20 protein-coding genes are annotated in these 21,425 nt (G+C 33.2%); 14 read left to right on the forward strand and 6 right to left on the reverse strand.

What is annotated here, in order from left to right; all coding sequences use genetic code 11:
* Window positions 1–73: 73 nt before the first annotated feature.
* The 3 genes from HM986_RS11635 to htpG all read right to left on the reverse strand — a co-directional run bounded on the left by HM986_RS11635 (window position 74) and on the right by htpG (window position 3,886).
* Window positions 74–1,075 carry a transglutaminase domain-containing protein gene (locus HM986_RS11635; protein ID WP_179335266.1) on the reverse strand — a complete coding sequence of 334 codons (1,002 nt, stop codon included), beginning with the start codon at window positions 1,073–1,075 and terminating at the stop codon, window positions 74–76.
* A gap of 12 nt (window positions 1,076–1,087) precedes the next feature.
* The gene (locus HM986_RS11640) at window positions 1,088–1,765 is read right to left on the reverse strand and encodes a carboxypeptidase-like regulatory domain-containing protein (RefSeq protein ID WP_179335267.1); all 678 of its coding nucleotides are present in this window, start codon (window positions 1,763–1,765) and stop codon (window positions 1,088–1,090) included.
* A gap of 210 nt (window positions 1,766–1,975) precedes the next feature.
* Window positions 1,976–3,886, reverse strand: a complete 1,911-nt coding sequence (gene htpG / locus HM986_RS11645; RefSeq protein ID WP_179335268.1) for a molecular chaperone HtpG — start codon at window positions 3,884–3,886, stop codon at window positions 1,976–1,978.
* Between the two features lie 254 nt (window positions 3,887–4,140).
* On the opposite strand from htpG, the gene HM986_RS11650 reads away from it, so the two are divergent.
* The 3 genes from HM986_RS11650 (at window position 4,141) to HM986_RS11660 (ending at window position 6,732) form a co-directional block, all read left to right on the forward strand.
* Window positions 4,141–5,151 carry a 3-oxoacyl-ACP synthase III family protein gene (locus HM986_RS11650; RefSeq protein ID WP_179335269.1) on the forward strand — a complete coding sequence of 337 codons (1,011 nt, stop codon included), beginning with the start codon at window positions 4,141–4,143 and terminating at the stop codon, window positions 5,149–5,151.
* Between the two features lie 87 nt (window positions 5,152–5,238).
* A complete protein-coding gene (locus HM986_RS11655; RefSeq protein ID WP_179335270.1) occupies window positions 5,239–5,421 on the forward strand; it encodes a hypothetical protein in 183 nt (60 codons plus the stop codon).
* 12 nt (window positions 5,422–5,433) lie between these two features.
* On the forward strand, window positions 5,434–6,732 hold the full coding sequence (locus HM986_RS11660) for a metal-dependent hydrolase family protein (RefSeq protein ID WP_179335271.1): 1,299 nt from the start codon (window positions 5,434–5,436) through the stop codon (window positions 6,730–6,732).
* A 271-nt stretch (window positions 6,733–7,003) separates the two neighbouring features.
* On the opposite strand, the gene HM986_RS11665 is transcribed toward HM986_RS11660, so the two are convergent.
* Entirely contained in the window at window positions 7,004–9,448 is a 2,445-nt protein-coding gene (locus tag HM986_RS11665) for an outer membrane beta-barrel family protein (RefSeq protein WP_179335272.1), read from the reverse strand.
* Window positions 9,449–9,562: 114 nt separating this feature from the next.
* On the opposite strand from HM986_RS11665, the gene HM986_RS11670 reads away from it, so the two are divergent.
* Window positions 9,563–9,925 (forward strand): CoA-binding protein, encoded by a 363-nt coding sequence (locus tag HM986_RS11670; protein WP_179335273.1) that lies wholly within the window; start codon window positions 9,563–9,565, stop codon window positions 9,923–9,925.
* Here HM986_RS11670 and HM986_RS11675 read toward each other — a convergent pair.
* Window positions 9,922–11,367 carry a sodium:solute symporter gene (locus HM986_RS11675; protein WP_179335274.1) on the reverse strand — a complete coding sequence of 482 codons (1,446 nt, stop codon included), beginning with the start codon at window positions 11,365–11,367 and terminating at the stop codon, window positions 9,922–9,924. The genes HM986_RS11670 and HM986_RS11675 overlap by 4 nt on opposite strands.
* A gap of 165 nt (window positions 11,368–11,532) precedes the next feature.
* Between HM986_RS11675 and recR the strand changes: the two genes are divergently transcribed.
* From recR to HM986_RS11690, 3 genes are all read left to right on the forward strand, one after another.
* On the forward strand, window positions 11,533–12,150 hold the full coding sequence (gene recR, locus HM986_RS11680; protein ID WP_179335275.1) for a recombination mediator RecR: 618 nt from the start codon (window positions 11,533–11,535) through the stop codon (window positions 12,148–12,150).
* A 99-nt stretch (window positions 12,151–12,249) separates the two neighbouring features.
* Window positions 12,250–13,350: a glycosyltransferase family 2 protein gene (locus HM986_RS11685; RefSeq protein WP_179335276.1), complete on the forward strand. Its 1,101-nt coding sequence runs from the start codon at window positions 12,250–12,252 to the stop codon at window positions 13,348–13,350.
* Between the two features lie 90 nt (window positions 13,351–13,440).
* Window positions 13,441–14,850 carry a dihydrolipoamide acetyltransferase family protein gene (locus HM986_RS11690; protein ID WP_179335277.1) on the forward strand — a complete coding sequence of 470 codons (1,410 nt, stop codon included), beginning with the start codon at window positions 13,441–13,443 and terminating at the stop codon, window positions 14,848–14,850.
* A gap of 277 nt (window positions 14,851–15,127) precedes the next feature.
* On the opposite strand, the gene HM986_RS11695 is transcribed toward HM986_RS11690, so the two are convergent.
* Window positions 15,128–17,347 carry a tetratricopeptide repeat-containing hybrid sensor histidine kinase/response regulator gene (locus HM986_RS11695; RefSeq protein ID WP_179335278.1) on the reverse strand — a complete coding sequence of 740 codons (2,220 nt, stop codon included), beginning with the start codon at window positions 17,345–17,347 and terminating at the stop codon, window positions 15,128–15,130.
* Window positions 17,348–17,563: 216 nt separating this feature from the next.
* Between HM986_RS11695 and HM986_RS11700 the strand changes: the two genes are divergently transcribed.
* From HM986_RS11700 to HM986_RS11730, 7 genes are all read left to right on the forward strand, one after another.
* On the forward strand, window positions 17,564–18,340 hold the full coding sequence (locus HM986_RS11700) for a 3'-5' exonuclease (RefSeq protein WP_179335279.1): 777 nt from the start codon (window positions 17,564–17,566) through the stop codon (window positions 18,338–18,340).
* A gap of 83 nt (window positions 18,341–18,423) precedes the next feature.
* A complete protein-coding gene (locus HM986_RS11705; protein WP_179335280.1) occupies window positions 18,424–19,035 on the forward strand; it encodes a fumarylacetoacetate hydrolase family protein in 612 nt (203 codons plus the stop codon).
* Window positions 19,036–19,377: an Hpt domain-containing protein gene (locus HM986_RS11710; RefSeq protein WP_179335281.1), complete on the forward strand. Its 342-nt coding sequence runs from the start codon at window positions 19,036–19,038 to the stop codon at window positions 19,375–19,377.
* Entirely contained in the window at window positions 19,378–20,625 is a 1,248-nt protein-coding gene (locus HM986_RS11715) for a competence/damage-inducible protein A (RefSeq protein WP_179335282.1), read from the forward strand.
* A gap of 162 nt (window positions 20,626–20,787) precedes the next feature.
* Window positions 20,788–21,024, forward strand: a complete 237-nt coding sequence (gene rpmB / locus HM986_RS11720; RefSeq protein ID WP_040757375.1) for a 50S ribosomal protein L28 — start codon at window positions 20,788–20,790, stop codon at window positions 21,022–21,024.
* Between the two features lie 27 nt (window positions 21,025–21,051).
* A complete protein-coding gene (gene rpmG, locus HM986_RS11725; RefSeq protein ID WP_020896723.1) occupies window positions 21,052–21,234 on the forward strand; it encodes a 50S ribosomal protein L33 in 183 nt (60 codons plus the stop codon).
* A 6-nt stretch (window positions 21,235–21,240) separates the two neighbouring features.
* Window positions 21,241–21,393, forward strand: coding sequence for a DUF4295 domain-containing protein (locus tag HM986_RS11730; RefSeq protein ID WP_008271041.1), 153 nt, complete (start codon window positions 21,241–21,243; stop codon window positions 21,391–21,393).
* The last annotated feature ends 32 nt before the right edge of the window (window positions 21,394–21,425 follow it).

Here is a 21,425-nt window from a genome sequence, read left to right on the forward strand (position 1 = left end):
TTAAATTATATAATTTTATTGGCTTTGTGGTAGCTTTAAATAAAACAATAAGATTACTATTTGTTTCCAAAATTTAAATCACTTCGATAGTGTAGGTGGCAACAATATCATTCTTTATTTTTAGGTGAACGTCGTAGGAACCTTTCTGTTTAAAATTGTATTTAAATGTTACAATTCCATTTTTGCTTATAACATCATAAATTTTATAAGGTATCTTTTTTGTTTTCATAATGCGAACTAATGAAATAGTATTCGTAGAAATGTCTTTTAATGATTTAAACTGAAAGGTGATGTCTTTATTCTTTGTAATTGTTGTATTCAATTTCTTAGGACCAATAGGAATTATTTTGTGCTCAAATGTTTCTCCATAAACTATGGGTTCAGCTACAAACTTCGTAGTTTTTAAAGTGTCATTAAGAAACCATTTTTTTTGAAGTGGAAAATGGTTTTTTGCAAATAAAACTGGATCAGTTAGAAAGTAACCATCATTATAATCCGAAATAAAATAGCTTTTGTTAATCATATAACCACTAGACCAAGTGGCATCACATACATACCACTTGTTGTTTAATTTTACGGCATTCCAAGAATGGTTTAAGTTTTCCAGTTTTTCGACGTTAGTTTCAAAAGATCTGCCGTAGCCATCTACAATTATACATTCTATATCTGCAATAAAACATAATTCCTTAATAAGATACGCATAACCCGTACACATCGTTTTTTTCTGATTTAGTAGTTTTTTGAAGGCTATTTTCTTGTAGTAATTATTCCATTCTACATAACCTAAACTATCACTTTTAAATTTTTTTCGCGCTTTACTGACTTTATTATGCTGATTAGAATCTCCTTTAATATTGGTGCAAACCCAATTATAAATAGCTCTAAATTTTTCAACATCTGTGGTGAGATTGGATGTTAATTTATGCGCTAAAACAGATAAATTCTCTAAGCTATGACCTTCATATAATTTGGCTGTATTATCTGCTTTTGTAAAATCTATGTTTTTAAAATCTGATACTTGAGCGTTAGAAATATTAAACAACACAACTAAAAAGATGACAAACCAATTTTTCATAACATCAAAAGATTAGTCTCTTTTAGATTTGTAAATATCTTTGACAGCTACTTTACCCAAAATCATACAAGAATCAACTTTCATATCAATATTGAGTTCAATTTTTGAAGCTGAATTTTTATTTTCTATGACCACTTTTTGTGATTCAAAACCAAGATAGCTAATGACTAAAACATCTCCTATTTTTAGTTTTTCAGGAAAGGTGAAATTTCCGTCAAAATCAGTAGCAATGCCAACTGTCGAACCTTGTAAAACCACATTTGCTCCAGGAAGTGGTGAATCTCCCTCTGTTACATTACCTTTTATAATAATATTTTTTTCGAATTTATTGGCTTTAAGTTCAGATGTGTTTTGTTTTGGTTCAATCGTGTTCGTTGTGTCTTGTGCCTGTGAGGTAAAGCTAGCGAGGAATGTTACACAAGCTAATCCTATGCCTCTTAAAAAACTTAATCGCTTATTATTTTTCGGTTTTTTATTGTATACGGTTAACTGATTTTTATTAAAATGACCACACGTATTTTGAGAGGACTTGTTTTTAAAGAAAACGATAATTTCTTCTGCATTCATTTGCGTAAAGTCTATGACTTCTTTTTCGCATGAGTTGCAAAAACCACCTTTCTCAGTTGGTGAAAATTGGTTAAAGTTTTCTGAACATGGTGTTTTAATGTCTAAGTTAAATTGATTCTTCATGATATAAAGTTTTAATGTTAGTGTACATCAAATTTAGGTATCAATTAAAAAATAGAAAACGAAGGTTTAGCTAACGCTTCTTTTCGATGAGTAAAATAGAGCTTTCAGTTAGTTTGTGGAAAATAAAAAACCACTTTGAATTAACAAAGTGGTTTCAAATAGAGGAGATTGCCACGTCCTGCGTCTTCGCAATGACGTTTCAAATATTACTTACTTCAATAATTCGTAACTACGTTTAATAAAGTTTGTCAACTCTTCACCCTTCAAAAGACCTTGAGATAAACGTGCTAAATCTAAACTTTGTATAATTAATCGTTCTTTATTCTCTTTAGTTTCTGTTTCTAAAATTTCATTAACTAAAGGAGAGTTTGTATTCACGATAAGATTGTACATCTCTGGCATATTACCAAACATCTGCATTCCACCGCCACCGGTCTGTTGCATCTCTTTCATACGACGCATAAATTCTGGTTGCGTAATGATAAATGGAGACGCATCACTATCCATAGCTTCCAACTGTACAGAGAACTTTTCAGAAGGAATTACTTCTTTTAAAATGGTATCTAATTCTGTTTGTTGCTCTTCTGATAATTTAGAAATTGCAGTTTCGTCTTTCTTGATTAAATTATCAATATGATCACCATCAACTCTAGCAAAAGAAACATTTTCCTTAGTAGATTCTAACTTCTGAATTAAATGAGGTACAATAGGGGAGTCTAAAATTAATACTTCATAACCTTTCGCTTTTGCAGCTTCAATATAGCTGTGCTGTTGGTCTTTATTAGAAGCATAAAGAACGACTAACTTACCGTCTTTATCAGTTTGAGTTGCTTTTGTTTTGTTGAAAAGCTCTTCATACGTATAAAATTTACCGTCAACTGTTGGGTATAAAGCAAAGGCATCTGCTTTTTCAAAGAATTTCTCTTCAGAAAGCATTCCGTATTCGATAACGATTTTTATATCATCCCATTTCGCTTCAAAATCTTCACGATTAGCGTTGAATAATGATTTCAACTTATCGGCTACTTTACGAGTGATATAAGATGAAATTTTCTTTACAGCTCCATCAGCTTGTAAGTAAGAACGCGATACGTTTAATGGAATATCTGGAGAATCAATCACACCACGTAACATCGTTAAGAATTCAGGTACAATCCCTTCAACATTATCCGTTACATACACTTGATTTTGATACAACTGAATCTTATCCTTTTGCATGTTCATATCATTCGTCATCTTAGGGAAATATAATATCCCTGTTAAGTTGAATGGATAATCTACATTAAGGTGAATGTTGAATAAAGGCTCTTCAAACTGCATTGGATACAATTCTCTGTAGAAGCTTTTGTAATCTTCATCTTCTAATTCCGTTGGTTGTTTTGTCCAAGCCGGATTAGGATTATTGATGATGTTATCAACCGTAATCTGTTTGTGTGGCTCAATCGTTTCTTTTCCTTCTGCATCAGTAGTCGTTGCAGGTGTAAATTCTGGATCGTTTACTTCCTTTGTTCCAAATTTAATTGGAATAGGCATAAACTTATTATACTTATTCAGTAACTCACTGATTCTATTGTCTTCTAAAAATTCAGTAGAATCTTCAGCAATGTGAAGAATAATTTCTGTTCCTCTATCTGCTTTATCAGAAGGCTCTAGCGTAAATTCTGGAGACCCATCACAAGTCCAATGTGCTGCATCTGCACCAGTATGTGATTTTGTGATAATTTCAACTTTTTCTGCTACCATAAAAGCAGAGTAAAAACCAAGACCAAAGTGTCCAATAATTCCTGAATCTTTAGCAGAATCTTTGTACTTATCTAAGAACTCTTCAGCACCAGAAAAAGCGACCTGGTTAATGTATTTTTCAACCTCTTCAGCAGACATTCCTAAACCTTGATCAATGATGTGAAGTTTTTTGCCTTCTTTATCAATCTTTACTTCAATTTGTGGATCTCCATAGTCAGATTTAGATTCACCTATACTTGTAAGGTGTTTTAATTTTAGCGTGGCATCTGTACCATTACTAATAAGCTCACGTAAAAAGATTTCGTGATCGCTGTATAAGAACTTTTTAATTAACGGAAAGATATTCTCTACCGATACATTAATACTTCCTTTTGTCATGATATATAGTTTTTTGTATTATTAATTTGAATGATAAAATATAGTCAAATAAAATACCAATAAAATATTTGTGACAAGATGACAGATAAAGTGTTGAAAACGTTTTGACACTTTTAGCAGAGGTAAAACTCTGAATTATATTATGCATGCATAACGAATCTAAATTCTATTAAAAATAAATTGTATCTTATATCTTAAATTGCTGAACCAAATAATAAGTTTTCCGATGTTTCGGAAACGAAAATAAATTTTCGATGTACAATTCTAAAATAATAGGCTTAGGTAAATATGTGCCAGACAATATTGTAACTAATGATGACTTATCTAAGCTCATGGATACAAATGATGAATGGATACAAGAGCGGACAGGTATAAAAGAGCGTCGTTGGGTAGAAAAGGGTAGTGGAGACACTACAGCAACCATGGGTGTGAAAGCAGCTAAAATGGCTATTGAACGTGCGGGGATTGATAAAGATGACATCGACTTTATCATTTTTGCAACCTTGAGTCCTGATATGTATTTTCCGGGTCCAGGTGTACAAGTGCAACATGCTTTAGATATAAAAACGGTTGGAGCGCTAGATGTGCGTAATCAGTGTTCTGGGTTTGTATATGCCATATCTGTAGCCGATAATTTTATTAAAACAGGAATGTATAAAAACATCCTAGTTATAGGAAGTGAATTGCATTCTTTTGGTTTAGATAAAACGACGAGAGGTCGTGGAGTATCTGTGATTTTTGGTGACGGAGCAGGAGCTGCCATTTTAACTAGAGAAGAGGATAACTCAAAAGGAATTTTATCTACACATTTACATTCAGAAGGTGAACATGCTGAAGAATTAGTACTCATTGCTCCAGGAATGGGTAAACGCTGGGTAAGTGATATTTTAGCTGATAATGATCCTGATGATGTTAGTTATTTTCCACATATGAATGGACAATTTGTATTTAAAAATGCTGTGGTTCGTTTTAGTGAGGTGATTATGGAAGGTTTAATGAAAAATAAGCTTGAGGTTTCTGATATCGATATGTTAATTCCCCATCAAGCCAATTTACGAATTTCACAATTTATACAACGCAAGTTCAAGTTAAATGATGATCAAGTATTTAATAACATACAGAAATACGGTAACACTACAGCAGCCTCTATTCCAATTGCATTAACTGAAGCTTGGGAAGAAGGTAAAATAAAAGAAGGAGATACTGTTGTATTAGCTGCTTTCGGTAGCGGATTTACTTGGGGAAGTGTAATTATGAAGTGGTAAACAAATCCCTTTGAGAAAAGGGATCTTATGAAGTTTAAATCAAAATTATTGGTTGAAAATATTATATAAAAACGAGAAAGATTAATTATGAAAAATAACTTGGGATTTGTCGGATTTATCGCAATCATTTTTTTGACTTTTGGAATTACGTATTTAGATTTTGATAATCTAAATTTTGGAGATAATTACAAGGCATATGTTATGTTAATCGTCGGGATTTTATTGTTTTCTTTTGTGCTTTATGGACGTAAAAAGAACAGCAACAACTAAACCTCATTCTCAATGCACAAATTATTCCTCTTATTATTCCTAGCCCTTTGTTCACTAGCAAGTTTATGCGCCCAACAAAATGAGGTCTACATTAAAGCCGGACTTCTATACGACAGTGAACAAAATGTTATTATAAAAGATAAAGTAGTTCATATTAAAGGCAATACAATTATATCTATTGGTGATCTTAATTCCATTCCAGAGCATGCTGAAATTTTAGATTTAACTGAATACACGGTGCTTCCGGGGCTTATTGATGCACATACCCATGTGCTTTTTTCGCAAGATGCAAGCGAAGATTTTTCAGAACATAGCATTCACTCACTCACTATGGAAAGTGATGCCATAAGGGCACTCAGAGGTTCAAAACGTGCGAAATCTTATTTAGACGTTGGCATCACAACAGTGAAAGATCTTGGTAATTCAGGATTGTTTTTAGATGTTGCTTTACGTGATGCGATTAATGAAGGGACTATTGATGGCCCACGAATTTTTGCGTCAGGACCAATTATGGCCGCAACAGGTGGTCAAGTTTATGGTGTGTCTCCAAAACATCAAGACCTTATCGATTTAGAGTACCGGATTATAAATGGGGTAGAAGATGCTAAAATTGCAGTAAGAGAACACGTGAATCAAAAGGTTGATCTTATAAAGATCTGCGCAGACAACATTCCTAACAATACACATTTATCTATTGCAGAAATGAAAGCTATTGTAAAAACGGCCTATGGATATGATCTTACCGTTGTTGCACATTCTATAACCAATCAATCGGCATGGAATGCCATACATGCTGGTGTCCATGGGATTGAACATGGTTTTAATTTAGCGGATTCTACATTAACTTTAATGGCTAATAAAAAGGTGTTTTTGGTCCCTACCGAAAATAGTAACGCCTATATGCAAACATATAGTAAACTTGCAGGTTATGACAATGATGATTTAGGTTGGGTAGATAATTATTTAGATAGAATGAAAAGCAGACTTACAAGAGCTATCAAAAAGGGTGTCACCATTGTGGCCGGCTCGGATAACTATACAGATATTGGTGGTACGCGTGGCGAATCGTCAAAAGATATGTTTCGTGCTTATTTTGAAGCAGGAATGAAACCTTTAGATATTCTACAATCGGCCACTTACCTTTCTGCGGTTAGTTTAAATAAAGAAAATGAAATAGGGACACTGAAGTCTGGTGCAAAAGCAGATATAATTGCGGTCAAAGGAAATGTAACTACCGATTTTATAAATACCATAGAAGATGTTGTATTTGTAATGAGGGATGGAAAAGTATACCTCAATAACCTTAATTAATCATTTATAGTCAAAATTAAAAAAAGCCCAAACAAGAATCTGTTTGGGCTTTTCAGCTATTAACCAACTTAACTAACACTATTATAAAAATTAATTTATAATTACTATTACTTAAAACTTATACTATACTAGACGTAAAAAGTTCAATTATATTTCATCCGATTTGGCTTTTAACGTGCATTTAACAAAAACCTTAAATTTGCGTTTCGGTTTTTCCTTATTTAATAGTTACGTATTAACACTAGGCTCATTTAACTATTAAATAATTGATTTAAAACATGCCGCCCCCTTCTTTAACGTCATTATCACGCTGTTTACGAGATTTAGCTCTGTATTTTCCCCCACCAAAACGGTAAGATAAGCGTGCTGAGATTTGTTGACTTTCCCAATTAAATCGTCCCTCTTGTGCATAAGGTCTTTCACTTGTAAATTCTGCATACATAGTATTGAAGATGTCATTATAACTTAAGCTGAAATTAGCTTTCTTTTCCATAAAGCTATAGTTAAGACCTAGGTTAACCATAAGCATATCGCTCATTTCGAATTGAATATTTTTACTTTTTGCTCTATACATTCCAAAAGCAGAAAAGCTTAGACTTTCACTTACTTTAAAATTGTTAAAGGCTCTGGCACTCCAGGCAACGTTATCAACTTCTACGGTGTTTAAAACAATATCTTGGTTGCCATCAAATGATTCTGCTATACTTTTTTGGGTTTGAGAGAATAAATCGAAACTAGCATTAACACTCCACCATTTTGTGAAACGATAATTTGAAGACACTTCCACACCATATGAGGTACTGTTGTCAAAATTCATATTCGTCATAATCAAACGATTGATGTCTGTTCTGTCAATGAGAATGGCTTGTTGAATTTCATCTTCAATGATTCTATAAAATACTCCAGAAGTTATGCTTCCTTTTTCAAATTGTCTGGTATAATTTGTTTCAACAGAATTAGTGAATTGTGGACGCAATTCTTGATTTCCAAATTGCGAAATTAATGGTGTACTCCATTCTGGTAAGGGGTTTACTTGTCCAATTCCAGGTCGGTCTATTCTCCTACTATAACTTAATTGATATGAGTTTTTGTCCGAAGAGGTGTAGGTAATAAAGGCTGAAGGGTACAACTCAAAGTAGTCATTTTCAAAAGGAATAGTTAAGTCTTCATTTGAATCTAAATCTTTTTTAAAGGCTTCAGAAGTGACGTTTACTGTTTCGGCTCTAACTCCTACTTGATAACTCCATTTTTCTATTTTTTTGCCATACGTCGCGTAAGCAGAATAAATATCTCTCGTGTAATCAAATTGTGTGGTGGTTGGAATATAGGCGCCAAATATGTTTCTTTCACGACTATCGGATTCATAAAAAATACCAGTGTCAAACAAGCGGGCCTCTAAACCTAGTTCTAATTTTGTTGTTTCTGATATGGGATTAACATAATCTAAATTTATAGTCGTATTTGTCCTGTCTGTATCAGTGTCTTCTATAAAATTCGGACGTTGTGAATTGTAAAATATATTGTTGGTGTCACCTAAGCCCTCGTAAGTATTATAGTCAACTTCAAGCTCTATATTATGACCGTCTTCATTAAAACTATGTTTGTAATTAAAGTTGTATTGTTGTGAATCATTATCTACCTCTCCATTCATAAATTGAGATTCATTTAGACTTGGGTTGGTGAGATAAAGAATTTCAGAATTTACAATCGGTTTGCCATTGAATGTGTTTTGATTAGTGAAAATTGAAATCGTGTTCTTATCATTTAAATAATAATCGAGACCGATTTTAAATAGGTGTGATTTATTATTGTTTAAAATGTCGAAATTTTGCTGAATGTCTTGTTCAGTTCTGTTAAACCCACCATCATTCGCATTCTTAACAATGCTATTACTGTAAGAACCGTAAAAATTGAGTTTACCATTTCGATAATTGGCATCAATAGAGCTATTGAATTTTGGTTCAATATCATAAGCTAAGCCAAAATTAACATTCCCATTAAAACCAATTTGTGTGTTTTTATGAAGCACAATATTTATTATACCACTCATCCCCTCAGGGTTGTATTTTGCTGAAGGGTTGGTAATTAATTCAATACTTTTTATAGATGTGGACGGAATTTGTTTTAACAATTGTTCTGCTGGAATGTTAGACAATTTACCGTCGACCATAACGCGTACATTTTGATTACCACGCAAGCTTATAGCACCAGATTGTTGATCGACGCTAACTGAAGGTAAGTTGTTCATAATCTCACTTGCTGTAGCCCCTGCAGTTTGTAAATCCTTACCTATCGTAATTACTTTTCTGTCAACGCGCTGTTGAATGGTAGAGACATCGGCTACAATAGTAACTTCATCTAACCCTGTTGATTCTTCTACAAGCTTTATATCCCCAAGATTAGGAGTATAGTTACTTTTACCAACAATGACATTTTTATCTATGGTCTTAAAGCCAACAAATTGAATAGACACAATGACTTTTCCTTCGGGTATATTTGTAATTTCAAATGTTCCATCGTCATTAGTAATACCTCCTGTAATTATTTTATTGGTCATATCTTTTATGACAATATTTACATACGGTAAAGGTTCGTTGAGTTCCGCATCTAAGACGCGTCCTGAAACAGAACCGTTTTTAATATCAGAGATAGAGTTGGGTTGTGCACTTATAAAGGTTGATGAGACCATTATAAGTATGAGTAAGAAATGCTTCATTTTTGATTGAAATTTTAGTTATTTTTTGGATTGCTTTAACAGTTTGTTTAACAGTAGACGACTATATTTATGTTGTGTTACCTTAAAAAAATCACTTAACATTATTTTAACATTATGAAGAAAACAACATTAGTTATCGGAGCGTCACTAAAACCTGAGCGCTATTCTAACATTGCCATAAAACGATTAAGAAGATATAACCATGAAGTCAAAGCCTTTGGGTTAAAAACTGGCGTAGTCGAAGATGTATCTATTGATACAGAATTAATGCCTTACAAAGAAATAGATACAGTAACATTGTATCTTAATCCACAACGTCAAAAACCATACTATGATTATATTATTGGTTTAAGCCCTAAACGTATCATTTTTAATCCAGGAACTGAAAACCCAGAATTTTACAATATTCTAGAACAGCATAATATTGATTATGAAGTGGCTTGTACTTTAGTTTTATTGAGCACCGAACAATATTAAGCCTTCTTTTTAATAAGAAGTAATCCTAGGAACATTAATAAACCATTATAGATTAGTATCTCGAATCCGATTTCGTGGCCATTAAATAATTCTTTAGAATACAGATTTAGGATATAAGACAGGAGTGGTGCTACTAAGGCGATAATCCACACTAATCTATCTTTAATCTGAAATTTGGTAATTAAACCAAAAGCAAATAGGCCTAATAATGGACCATAAGTGTAACCTGCGGCTTTAAAGAGTTCCCAAATGACAGAGACATCAGTAAAAATGATATCGAATAATAATATGACGAAAACGAGTACAGCACTAAAGCCAATGTGTACACGTTTCCTTAAACCTCTTCGCTTAGTTTCAGGTTTGTTTTCAATATCTAAAATATCGAAACAGAATGAGGTAGTAAGCGATGTTAAAGCAGAATCTGCACTAGAATAAGCAGCCGCAATTAAACCGAGTAAAAAGAAGGCTGAGGTTACAATTCCTATTTCTGGAAGCATTGCTATGGTTGGGAATAAATCGTCTTTAGATGCTGTAATTCCATTTTTAGCGGCGTACTGTGTTAACATTAAACCGAGGACTAAAAAGAGGATGTTTACAAAAATGAGAACCACACTAAAGGTCACCATGTTTTTCTGAGCATCTTTTAAATTACGACAGGTTAGGTTTTTTTGCATCATATCTTGGTCTAAGCCAGTCATGGTGATGGTGATGAATATTCCAGATAGAAAACTCTTCCAGAAATATTGAGAATCATTACCATCTTCAAAGAAAAATACCTTACTAAGATTGCTTTCTTTGGTATACGTAATGATGTCTCCAATACTATTTAAATCTAAAGCAGATGCCAAAAACACAATGGTCACAACTACCGAAACTAACATAAATAATGTCTGAAGCGTGTCGGTGAAAATAATGGTTTTTATACCTCCTCTAAAGGTATACAACCAAATTAATGCAATGGTAATAATTACGGTTACCGCAAAAGGAATATCGAATAAATCAAACACTAAAAGTTGCAGAACTTTAGCAACTAAAAACAAACGAAACGAAGCACCAACAGTTCTAGAAATAAGAAAAGCAACAGAACCTGTTTTATAACTGACAATGCCAAAACGGTCTTTTAAATATGTGTAGATGGAGGTGAGATTTAGGCTATAATAAAGTGGTAATAATACATACGCAATTATTAAATATCCAAAAAAGTACCCAAAAACAACTTGTAGATATCCAAACTGTTTGGCTTCAATGGCACCAGGAACAGAAATAAAAGTCACGCCAGATAATGATGCGCCAATCATCCCAAATGCTACCAAATACCAAGGAGCAGATTTGTTAGCCTTAAAAAAAGCAGCATTAGAATCTTCTTTCCCCGTGAAATAAGAAATTAAAATAAGCAATCCAAAGTAGCATACAATTAAAAGGAGGATTGATGTTGGTGACATGATAGTAAGTTTTAGTATAATTTATGAAAGTAATGTATTTCAAAAAATAAGACTGTCTTTAAAGAGAATTAATTATTAAAAATATTATGATAATCGGTAATTTACTTAAAAATAGACTTTTAAAACAACCTCTTTTTATGTCCAAAAATCTTTACCTTCGCGCCTATGGAATTTTCATCAAAACTCTTAGAAAACGCAGTTAACGAAATGTCGCAATTACCAGGAATAGGTAAGCGTACGGCTTTACGTTTAGTGTTACATATGTTGCGACAGCCAGAAAATCAAACCTTTCAATTAGCAAATGCGTTAACAAAGGTAAGAGCAGAAATTAATTTTTGTAAATCGTGTCATAATATTAGTGATACTGTTTTGTGTGAAATATGTTCAAACCCAAAACGCAATAGTGAGTTAATTTGTGTGGTTGAAGATATTAGAGACGTTATGGCGGTAGAAAATACAAGCTCATTTAAAGGATTGTACCATGTTTTGGGCGGGAAAATATCCCCAATGGATGGTATTGGTCCTCAAGATTTAAATATCACATCTTTAGTAGAAAAAGTAAAGTCAGGTAAAGTAAAAGAATTGATTTTTGCTATGAGTCCAACAATGGAAGGAGACACCACAAACTTTTATATCTTTAGGCAAATTCAAGAATATAATGTAGCGACATCAACTATAGCAAGGGGAGTCGCTGCTGGGAATGAATTAGAATACACAGACGAAATCACTTTAGGCCGCAGTATTATTGATCGTGTACCTTTTGAAGCGTCTTTAAAATCTTAATCTTATTTTGAAATATACTAGCTCAAAATATTATTTAAGTCTACTTATTTTATTTAGGACGTTCTATGTGTCCTTAAAAAAAACAACGAATATTAGCACATGAAACTATCTGTCATCATATTAAATTATAATGTCCGCTACTTTTTGGAGTTATGCCTAAGAAGTGTCGAAGTTGCCATTGCTGATATTGATGCTGAAATTATAGTAATTGATAACAACTCTCCTGACGATAGTTGTGCCATGGTGAAGGAACTATTTCCTTTTATAAAATTGATTGAAAATAAAGATAATTCAGGGTTTTCAAAAGGAAATAATATAGGAGTCGCTCAGGCTAAAGGGGAGTATTTATGTATTCTTAATCCAGATACAGTGGTGGCTGAAGATACGTTTATAAAACTTATTAACTTTACTGATAATAAGGCTAATCTCGGAATTGTAGGATGTCAACTTATCGATGGAAAAGGAAATTTTCTTCCCGAAAGTAAACGTAATGTACCAACACCAAAAGTATCTTTAAAAAAAGTGCTAGGGAATACTAATGACTATTACGCTAATCATGTCGGCATTGAAGAAATAGGCAAAGTTGATATTTTGGTTGGGGCTTTTATGTGGTTAAAAAAAGACGTTTACGAAACTGTGAGTGGTTTCGATGAAGACTATTTTATGTATGGCGAAGATATTGATCTGTCTTATAAAGTCGTAAAAGCAGGATATGATAATTTCTATTATGGTGAAACGACTGTAATTCACTTTAAAGGAGAGAGTACATTAAAAGACTCTAAGTACGCAAAGCGGTTCTACGGGGCCATGCAAATATTTTATAAAAAGCATTTTAAACAGAATTTATTATTTAATGCTGTGGTTTGGACGGGCATTAAAATGGCGCATCTTTTACGAAAGAATCCGGTTGCAGTAGAAATAAAGTCAAATCAATCTTATTTATATTCAGTTGATTCTGATTCGATTTTGGTGGAAAAATTACCAAAACCAACCCAGATAAAAAATATAATACAAGAGAATATTGAGAATAATAGTCTAATCGTTTATGATTTTAAAGTGTTGATTGCAAGCATTATAATCGCAGATATGAAACAGAAATCAACGCAAGAAAATATTGTTTTTAGATTTCTTTTAAAAAATAGTAAATTTATCCTCGGAAGCGATAGCGCTGTAAATAGAGGGGAAGTACTACACTTCTAAAATGTATTTGTTGAATAAAAACCAATAAAACATCTATTTTTTTAGTAATTTTGCACGCGATTAGCAAATAACGACCTACAAATTAAAGATATGGCAAAGTTTGAACTTAAGTTACCTAAAATGGGAGAGAGTGTTGCAGAAGCAACCATAACCTCATGGCTTAAAGATGTTGGCGATACTATTGAAGCAGATGAAGCAGTTTTAGAAATTGCTACGGATAAAGTAGATAGTGAAGTGCCAAGTGAAGTGGATGGCGTTTTAATTGAAAAATTATTTAACGTTGATGATGTTGTACAAGTTGGGCAAACTATAGCAGTAATAGAAACCGAAGGGGGGGAAACCGTAGAAGTTAAAGCTTCTGCAGTCGAATCTGAACCTACAGTCGAACCAGCGGCTCCAAAAGTAGTTGCTGAAGTTGCGCAGACTGTTGTGGCAGCAAAAGCTTCTGTAGAACCTGTTGTTTCTACGGAGGATCGATTTTATTCTCCACTAGTAAAAAATATAGCAAAACAAGAAGGCATTTCTCAAGCCGAATTAGATACGATTGCAGGAACAGGCAAAGACGAACGCGTTACTAAAAACGATATTAAAGCGTATTTAGAATCTCGTAGTTCTGCACCAAGTCCTGCTCAGAAATCAGAACCTGTTTCTGCAACGAAATCTGAAGATACAAAAACGTTAGACGTTGAGCGTAGTCGAAATTCAATTGAAAAAACTAAAAGTGATATAGCTCCGGCTCAGGAAAAACCAAAAGTAGACAAGCCTGTAGATAAACCTATTGCAGTTACAGGAGGTGATGAGGTTATTGAAATGACTAGAATGGGGAAACTCATTTCAAAATATATGGTAGATTCAGTACAAACGTCTGCACACGTGCAATCGTTTATAGAAGCTGATGTTACTAATATTTGGAACTGGAGAAAGAAAATAAAAGATGGCTTTATGAAGCGTGAAGGTGAAAACCTAACCTTTACTCCAATCTTTATGGAAGCGATCACCAAAGCTTTAAAAGATTTCCCGATGATGAATATTTCTGTTCAAGGGGATAAAATCATTAAAAAGAAAGCTATTAATGTTGGTATGGCAGCAGCTTTACCAGATGGTAATTTAATTGTACCTGTCATTAAAAACGCAGATCAATTAAATTTATTCGGCATGGTAAAACGTGTAAACGATTTAGCGAATAGAGCACGTTTAGGACAATTAAGTCCAGATGATATACAAGGCGGAACATATACCGTAACTAACGTTGGTACCTTTGGTAGCATTATGGGAACACCAATTATCAATCAACCACAAGTCGGAATTTTAGCTTTAGGAGCTATTAGAAAAACACCTGCCGTGATTGAAGGGCCAGATGGAGATTACATCGGTATTCGTTTCAAAATGTATTTATCGCACTCATACGATCACAGAGTGGTTAATGGAGCGCTTGGCGGTCAGTTTGTAAAAGCCGTTAAAGATTATTTAGAAGCTTGGGATATGGATAGAGAGGTATAATGAATTCTAAAAAACGAATTGATAGCAAAACGAAAGCGAAACTTCTTGAAGTAGGGGAAGTTATATTGTACTGGATAGGAGGTATTATTCTTATAGCTGTTTCTTCTGTTATTCTTTATTACCTAGTGTCATTGGTTATATTGTTTGTAACTTAGAAACGAAGAATTAATTTATAGAAAAAGCACAGTTTTGAAACTGTGCTTTTTTTATTAAAAAATAATACATCGACGAACAAGAGCGTTTTATTAGAAGGCACTCACGGTGTCTATTAATTTTATTAAGGATAACCTATAAGATTTGAAGCAAGTGTCTTTATAAATTCGTTAACCTTATAAGGTTTTACAATAGAATCATCAAATTGTGCACTTTTAAAGCGATCATCTTGTTCATCTTGTGTTACGGCCGTTAATGCGATAACAACTACAGGTTTTTGAAGTTCTCTAATTTTTTTAGTCGCTTCTATACCGTCCATTATAGGCATGTGAACATCCATCAATACGAGATCGTAATCCGTTAGCATAATTTTATCTATACCTTCTTGGCCATTAGTGGCAACATCGACTACTATATCATGGCTCTCCAATGTCTTTTTAGTCACCATGAGGTTGATCCTATTATCATCAACAACTAATACCCTCTTTCCGCGAATTTTAGCAATTGAAACAGTATCTTGAATATCTTTGTTTGCATGCTCCTTTTTTGCAATTCCAAATGCTATTTCAAAAAAGAAATTTGAACCTTCGTTAACAACGCTTTCTAATTGTATGTTAGATTTCATGTCTATGAGAAGTTTTTGAACAATAGTAAGACCTAATCCAGAACCTTGAAAATCACCTTCATGTTTAAGCTGTCCAAATTCCTCAAAGATTTTTTCTTGGTCACTTATAGGAATTCCTAGTCCATTGTCTTTAACTTCAAATTTAAGCTTCAACTCATTTTCTTTAATATCTAATAAGCTAACAATAAGTTCTACTTTCCCGTTATTGGTGAATTTTAAAGCATTTCCTAATAAGTTGATAAGAACTTGAGACATTTTAGTTTGATCTCCCTTTATCCATTTAGGAATATTAGGATTTAGAGTTATTGTAAGATCATTATTGGTTTGTCTAGTTAGGTATTCTAATGATTCTTTAATATTATTCAGAAAATCTTTGAGATGAAAAGCTTTTGATTCAAATTTAATTTTCTCGTCAGAATCCATCTTATTTAAGGTGAGTACATCATTCACTAAATTAAGGAGATAATCTGCGGAGAACTTCAACGATTGTAACTCTGTTTTATGAGATTTAAGGCTACTATCATTATTAAGTACAGTGCTTAAGCCAATAATTCCGTATAAAGGGGTGCGCAGCTCGTGACTCATAGTAGACAAAAAACGAGATTTAGCTTGTGCTAATTTTTCTGACTCTAATTTTGCTTCTAAATATTCTTGATTCTTTTTCTTTAAATCGATGTTAAGCCGTCTTCTGATTTTAACCACCTTAAGAAGGTATAATAATAAACATAAGAGTAAAAGGGAGACCAAAACACTAAAGATTAATATGTTCTTTTGCGCCTCAGCTTTTTCTAGAATAATTTCATTTCTCAGTTCTTCATTTTTTAGTTCTTCTTGGATTTTAGCATTTTTAAGAGTGGTTATAAGGTTATTAGCAGAATTTTTAATATCTTCCTTACTTTGCTTTATGAAGAGGCTATCTTTTATTTTTCCAATATCATAGACTTTTTTGTAATTGCCTTTAACGGCAAGACATTCAATATAGCCATTGTACGCTTTCTTTAATACATCGAGATTATTTGTTTCTTTTGCTAAAAGTATGGCTTGTTGATATAGGTTTGTAGCTAAAACATAATCTTTAGTTTCAAAAGCATAATGGGCTTTAAATAAATTAAGACCAGCAAGTCCTATCTTGAAATCTTTTGGCACATGCACATCAGCAGTATCAAGATATGGCTTTGCTTTTTCATAATCTTTATAGTGCTCAAAATATATTTGAGCTATATTATGATTTAAGAAGAAAAGAGCAAGGTCGTTACTTCCTTTTTGCGCAATAGGAATCGCTTTTTTATAAGAGTTTATGGCTTTGTCTGGTTCTCCAAAAGCATAATAAATGTTACTTATATCAATAAGCGAACCCACTAAGGAGGTATTGTCGTTTAGTTTTTTTGCTAACTGAATGTTTTTTCTAGCATACTCTAGTGATTTTAAAGAGTCATTTAAGTTGAGGTAAGAATTTGCTAGGAAACTACGAATGCCACTAATCTCATTGTTTAAATTATTGAGTTTTGCTATTTTGAGTATGTCATTTGCTTTAATAATAACCGAACTGTAATCTTCCTTATAGTAATCAGCTATCATCAAATTTTCAATAGAATCAATATGTGTTATTATGGTGTCCTTAGGTAGGTTTGGTAGCGCCTCTCGCGTGTTAATATTTTTTTGCGCATATATGCTGCTTTGAAACAAAATTAACGTTAGGGAAAGAAGTAAAAATCGCATTTGAATTGGGTAAGGTGTTTAAATATCGGTTAAATTATTAAAATGATGAAATTTATTTTAACAAGTTATCCGTTCCTTGTGTTGTTGGACTTATCTATTTGGATTCTTTTTTTATTTAATTCTGAAATGATTTGATGTTAGTTAAATACAATTAGCTACGAAGACATCAGGTCTATTTTAAAGAATCTCAGTACCTTTGTAGAAAATTAATTAGAAATGCAACTCAATCTCACAAAACCTATTTGTTTTTTCGATTTAGAAACGACAGGAATCAATATATCAAAAGATAGAATCGTAGAAATCTCAATTCTTAAAGTTTATCCAGATGGTAAGGAAGAAGCTAAAACTTGGGTTGTAAATCCAGAGATGCCAATTCCTGCGGAAGTAACAGCAATTCATGGTATTTCGGATGCGGATGTTGCTGATAAACCAACGTTTAAAGAATTATCTAAAGAAATTTATAATATTATTAAGGATTCGGATTTAGGTGGTTTTAATTCAAACCGATTCGATATTCCATTGTTGGCAGAAGAAATGTTAAGAGCAGACGTAGATTTCGATATGAAAAATACGCAATCTGTTGATGTGCAAACTATATTTCATAAAATGGAACAACGTACGCTAGTCGCAGCTTACAAGTTTTACTGTGACAAGGATTTAAGTAATGCACACAGTGCAGAAGCAGATACGAAAGCTACTTACGAAGTTTTAAAAGCACAGTTAGATCGCTACCAAGATTTAGAAAACGACACCAAGTTTTTAGCAGAGTTCAGTTCACGTAAAAAATTCGCAGATTTCGCAGGTTTCTTAATCTTTAATAAAGAAGGTGAAGAATGCTTTTCTTTCGGGAAGCATAAAGGGAAACGTGTTTTAGAAGTTTTAGATAAAGAACCTGGCTATTTTGGTTGGTTGTTAAATGCTGATTTTCCATTGTATACTAAGAAGGTTTTAACGGCTATTAAGTTAAGTCAATTTAATAACAAGTTAAGTTAATTGCAATTTCTGTGACGACAGGAATCCATATAAATTAAAGGTTAAATTAATAAGATTCCTGTTTTGGCAGGAATGATAGAAATATGAAATTAATCTGTATAGGTCGCAATTATACCGACCACATTAAAGAGTTAGAAAACGAAAAACCAACAGATCCCGTTGTGTTTTTAAAACCGGATACGTCGATTCTACTCAAGAAACAACCATTTTTTATTCCAGATTTTTCAGATGATGTACATTATGAGGTTGAGGTTTTAGTGAAAATTAATAAAGTTGGAAAGCATATCGATAAGAAATTTGCACATAAATATTACGATGAAATCGGACTCGGCATAGACTTTACAGCACGCGATCTTCAGGCGCAATTAAAAGCAAAAGGTTTGCCATGGGAAAAAGCTAAAGCCTTTGATGGTGCTGCGGTTATTGGTAAATGGGTACCAAAGTCTGAATTTCAAAATATAAACAGCATTAATTTTAGCTTAAAGAAGAATGAAGAGGTCGTTCAATCTGCAAATACAGAACTGATGCTTTGGAAAATTGATGAACTTATAGAATATGTGTCAAAATATTTTACTTTAAAAATTGGAGACATTATATTTACGGGCACACCAGCGGGAGTTGGTAAAGTTTTTGGAGAAGATCAATTAAAAGGATATCTTGAGGGTATAGAAATGTTTTCAATTAAAATTAAATAAATGTCACAACATTATAAATTACATCGCGTACGAGAAATGGCTGAAGGCGACGAAGATTTCGTTGCAGCTTTAGCAGCCGCTTTTATTGAAGAAGTACCAGAAGATGCTCAACGATTAAGAATTGCAGTACCGGCTAAAGACTATAAAGAAGTTTATCAAGCGGCTCATAAAATGAAGCCGACTATAGATTTATTTGAGCTTGGTGTCTTAGATACGTTAATTGAAGTGCAAGACTGGGGTAAGTTGGAGCAAACGGATAAAATTGTTGATGAACAACTTATAGTAGTATTAACCGCTGTAGATAATGCTGTTAATGAAATTAAAGCCGATTTCGGACTCTAAATGCAAGCAGAAATTATTACTATTGGCGATGAGATTCTCATTGGTCAAATTGTAGATACGAATTCAGCATTTTTAGGCAAGGAATTCAATAAATTTGGAATTTCAATCTATCAAATTACATCAGTTCAAGATGATAAAATGCATATCCTTAAAGCTTTAAAAGAAGCTGAAGAAAATGCAGATATCATTATAATTACAGGTGGTTTAGGGCCAACAAAAGACGACATTACAAAGCATACTATTTGCGAATATTTTAATGATACCCTAATAGAAAATAAGGCTGTTCTAGCTAATGTAGAGCAGATTTTTTTAAAATACAGTACAGCACCACTTTTAGAAGTTAATAAACAACAAGCCTTAGTGCCTTCTACAGCCACAGTGCTTATGAATCACAATGGGACAGCACCTGGTATGTGGTTAGAAAAAAACGGAAAAGTCTTTGTCTCTCTTCCAGGTGTTCCGTTTGAAATGAAAGCGTTAATTACAGAGCAGGTCATTCCGAAATTAATCGGAAAATTTAAATTTCCATATATAATGCACAAAACCATTTTAACCTATGGTCTTGGAGAAAGTGCATTAGCAGAGCGCATTGCTGCGTGGGAAGATCATTTGCCTAGTTTTATAAAACTAGCGTATTTACCAAGTTTAGGCCGCGTACGTATGCGATTATCTGCAAAAGCTTTTGATAAAGTAATGGTGGATGCAGAATTACATAATCAGATAAATCTACTGTTACCACAGATTAAAGATGTGTTTATCGGTTATGAAGAAGACGAGTCTATTGAAGCAGTAATTGGTAAGCAGTTAACTGAAATGGGAAAAACGTTAGCTGTCGCAGAAAGTTGTACAGGCGGGAGAATTGCAAAATCATTTACGGAGAATGCAGGTGCGTCCGCATATTTTAAAGGAAGTGTTGTAACATATGCCTCAGAATCTAAAGTGAAAATTTTAAACGTTTCAGAGAACGATATTAAAAAATACTCTGTGGTAAGTAAGCAGGTTGCAGAAAGTATGGCTAAGAATGTGAGAACATTATTTGGTAGTGATTATGCGATAAGTACTACTGGTAATGCCGGACCGTCTAAAGGAGATTCAGAAGCAGAAGTCGGAACGGTTTGGATTGCCATTGCCTCAAAAGAGGGGGTTTATTCTGAAGTTTTTAACTTCGGAAACCTTCGTGAGAAGGTAATTGTAAGGGCTTCAAATAAAGCTTTTGAAATGCTTCAGAAATTTTTTTTGAAAAAGTAGACTTTTATGTTTGCTGAAACCTAAAGTTTTACTAAATTTGCACCCTGTTTAAAATATCCATGTTCGGATTTTAGATTCTTACTGAGATTAATTTGAAGGAATTCCTTTAAATACAATAAGAGTTAGCAGAATAATAAATTATAGACCTAAAGAAAGAAAACAATGTCAAGAGTTTGTGAACTTACTGGGAAGAAAGCGATGGTTGGGAACAATGTTTCTCACGCAATGAATAAAACGAAACGCAAGTTTGATGCAAACTTGATCAAAAAACGTTTTTATATTCCTGAAGAAGATAAGTGGGTAACATTAAAAGTTTCTACATCAGCATTAAAGACTATCAATAAAATTGGTATCGAAGCGATGTTAAAAGAAGCTAAAGCAAAAGGATTTTACAAATAATAGCGTTTACGCTTAAGTCAATTTACAATGGCAAAAAGAGGAAATAGAATACAAGTTATCTTAGAGTGCACTGAGCACAAAACTTCTGGTCAACCAGGAACATCAAGATATATTACAACGAAAAATAAGAAGAACACGCCAGATCGTATGGAGATTAAGAAATTTAATCCTATCCTTAAGCGTATGACTGTTCATAAAGAGATAAAATAAGAAACCATGGCAAAGAAATCAGTAGCGTCTTTACAGACAGGATCAAAACGTTTGACAAAAGCTATAAAAATGGTGAAATCACCAAAAACTGGAGCATACATGTTCGTAGAATCAGTAATGGCACCAGAATTTGTCAATGACTTTTTAAACAAAAAATAATCTTTATTTATATAGAGACTAGCGGAACTGCT

Origin of the sequence: Winogradskyella costae, assembly GCF_013403865.1 — a bacterium.
Lineage (GTDB): Bacteria > Bacteroidota > Bacteroidia > Flavobacteriales > Flavobacteriaceae > Winogradskyella > Winogradskyella costae.

Excerpts from the sequence above, each read along its gene's own strand:
- HM986_RS11635 (WP_179335266.1), bottom strand. The coding sequence starts at position 1,075 with ATGAAAAATTGGTTTGTCATCTTTTTAGTTGTGTTGTTTAATATTTCT.
- HM986_RS11640 (WP_179335267.1), bottom strand. The coding sequence starts at position 1,765 with ATGAAGAATCAATTTAACTTAGACATTAAAACACCATGTTCAGAAAAC.
- htpG (WP_179335268.1), bottom strand. The coding sequence starts at position 3,886 with ATGACAAAAGGAAGTATTAATGTATCGGTAGAGAATATCTTTCCGTTA.
- HM986_RS11650 (WP_179335269.1), top strand. The coding sequence starts at position 4,141 with ATGTACAATTCTAAAATAATAGGCTTAGGTAAATATGTGCCAGACAAT.
- HM986_RS11655 (WP_179335270.1), top strand. The coding sequence starts at position 5,239 with ATGAAAAATAACTTGGGATTTGTCGGATTTATCGCAATCATTTTTTTG.
- HM986_RS11660 (WP_179335271.1), top strand. The coding sequence starts at position 5,434 with ATGCACAAATTATTCCTCTTATTATTCCTAGCCCTTTGTTCACTAGCA.
- HM986_RS11665 (WP_179335272.1), bottom strand. The coding sequence starts at position 9,448 with ATGAAGCATTTCTTACTCATACTTATAATGGTCTCATCAACCTTTATA.
- HM986_RS11670 (WP_179335273.1), top strand. The coding sequence starts at position 9,563 with ATGAAGAAAACAACATTAGTTATCGGAGCGTCACTAAAACCTGAGCGC.
- HM986_RS11675 (WP_179335274.1), bottom strand. The coding sequence starts at position 11,367 with ATGTCACCAACATCAATCCTCCTTTTAATTGTATGCTACTTTGGATTG.
- recR (WP_179335275.1), top strand. The coding sequence starts at position 11,533 with ATGGAATTTTCATCAAAACTCTTAGAAAACGCAGTTAACGAAATGTCG.
- HM986_RS11685 (WP_179335276.1), top strand. The coding sequence starts at position 12,250 with ATGAAACTATCTGTCATCATATTAAATTATAATGTCCGCTACTTTTTG.
- HM986_RS11690 (WP_179335277.1), top strand. The coding sequence starts at position 13,441 with ATGGCAAAGTTTGAACTTAAGTTACCTAAAATGGGAGAGAGTGTTGCA.
- HM986_RS11695 (WP_179335278.1), bottom strand. The coding sequence starts at position 17,347 with ATGCGATTTTTACTTCTTTCCCTAACGTTAATTTTGTTTCAAAGCAGC.
- HM986_RS11700 (WP_179335279.1), top strand. The coding sequence starts at position 17,564 with ATGCAACTCAATCTCACAAAACCTATTTGTTTTTTCGATTTAGAAACG.
- HM986_RS11705 (WP_179335280.1), top strand. The coding sequence starts at position 18,424 with ATGAAATTAATCTGTATAGGTCGCAATTATACCGACCACATTAAAGAG.
- HM986_RS11710 (WP_179335281.1), top strand. The coding sequence starts at position 19,036 with ATGTCACAACATTATAAATTACATCGCGTACGAGAAATGGCTGAAGGC.
- HM986_RS11715 (WP_179335282.1), top strand. The coding sequence starts at position 19,378 with ATGCAAGCAGAAATTATTACTATTGGCGATGAGATTCTCATTGGTCAA.
- rpmB (WP_040757375.1), top strand. The coding sequence starts at position 20,788 with ATGTCAAGAGTTTGTGAACTTACTGGGAAGAAAGCGATGGTTGGGAAC.
- rpmG (WP_020896723.1), top strand. The coding sequence starts at position 21,052 with ATGGCAAAAAGAGGAAATAGAATACAAGTTATCTTAGAGTGCACTGAG.
- HM986_RS11730 (WP_008271041.1), top strand. The coding sequence starts at position 21,241 with ATGGCAAAGAAATCAGTAGCGTCTTTACAGACAGGATCAAAACGTTTG.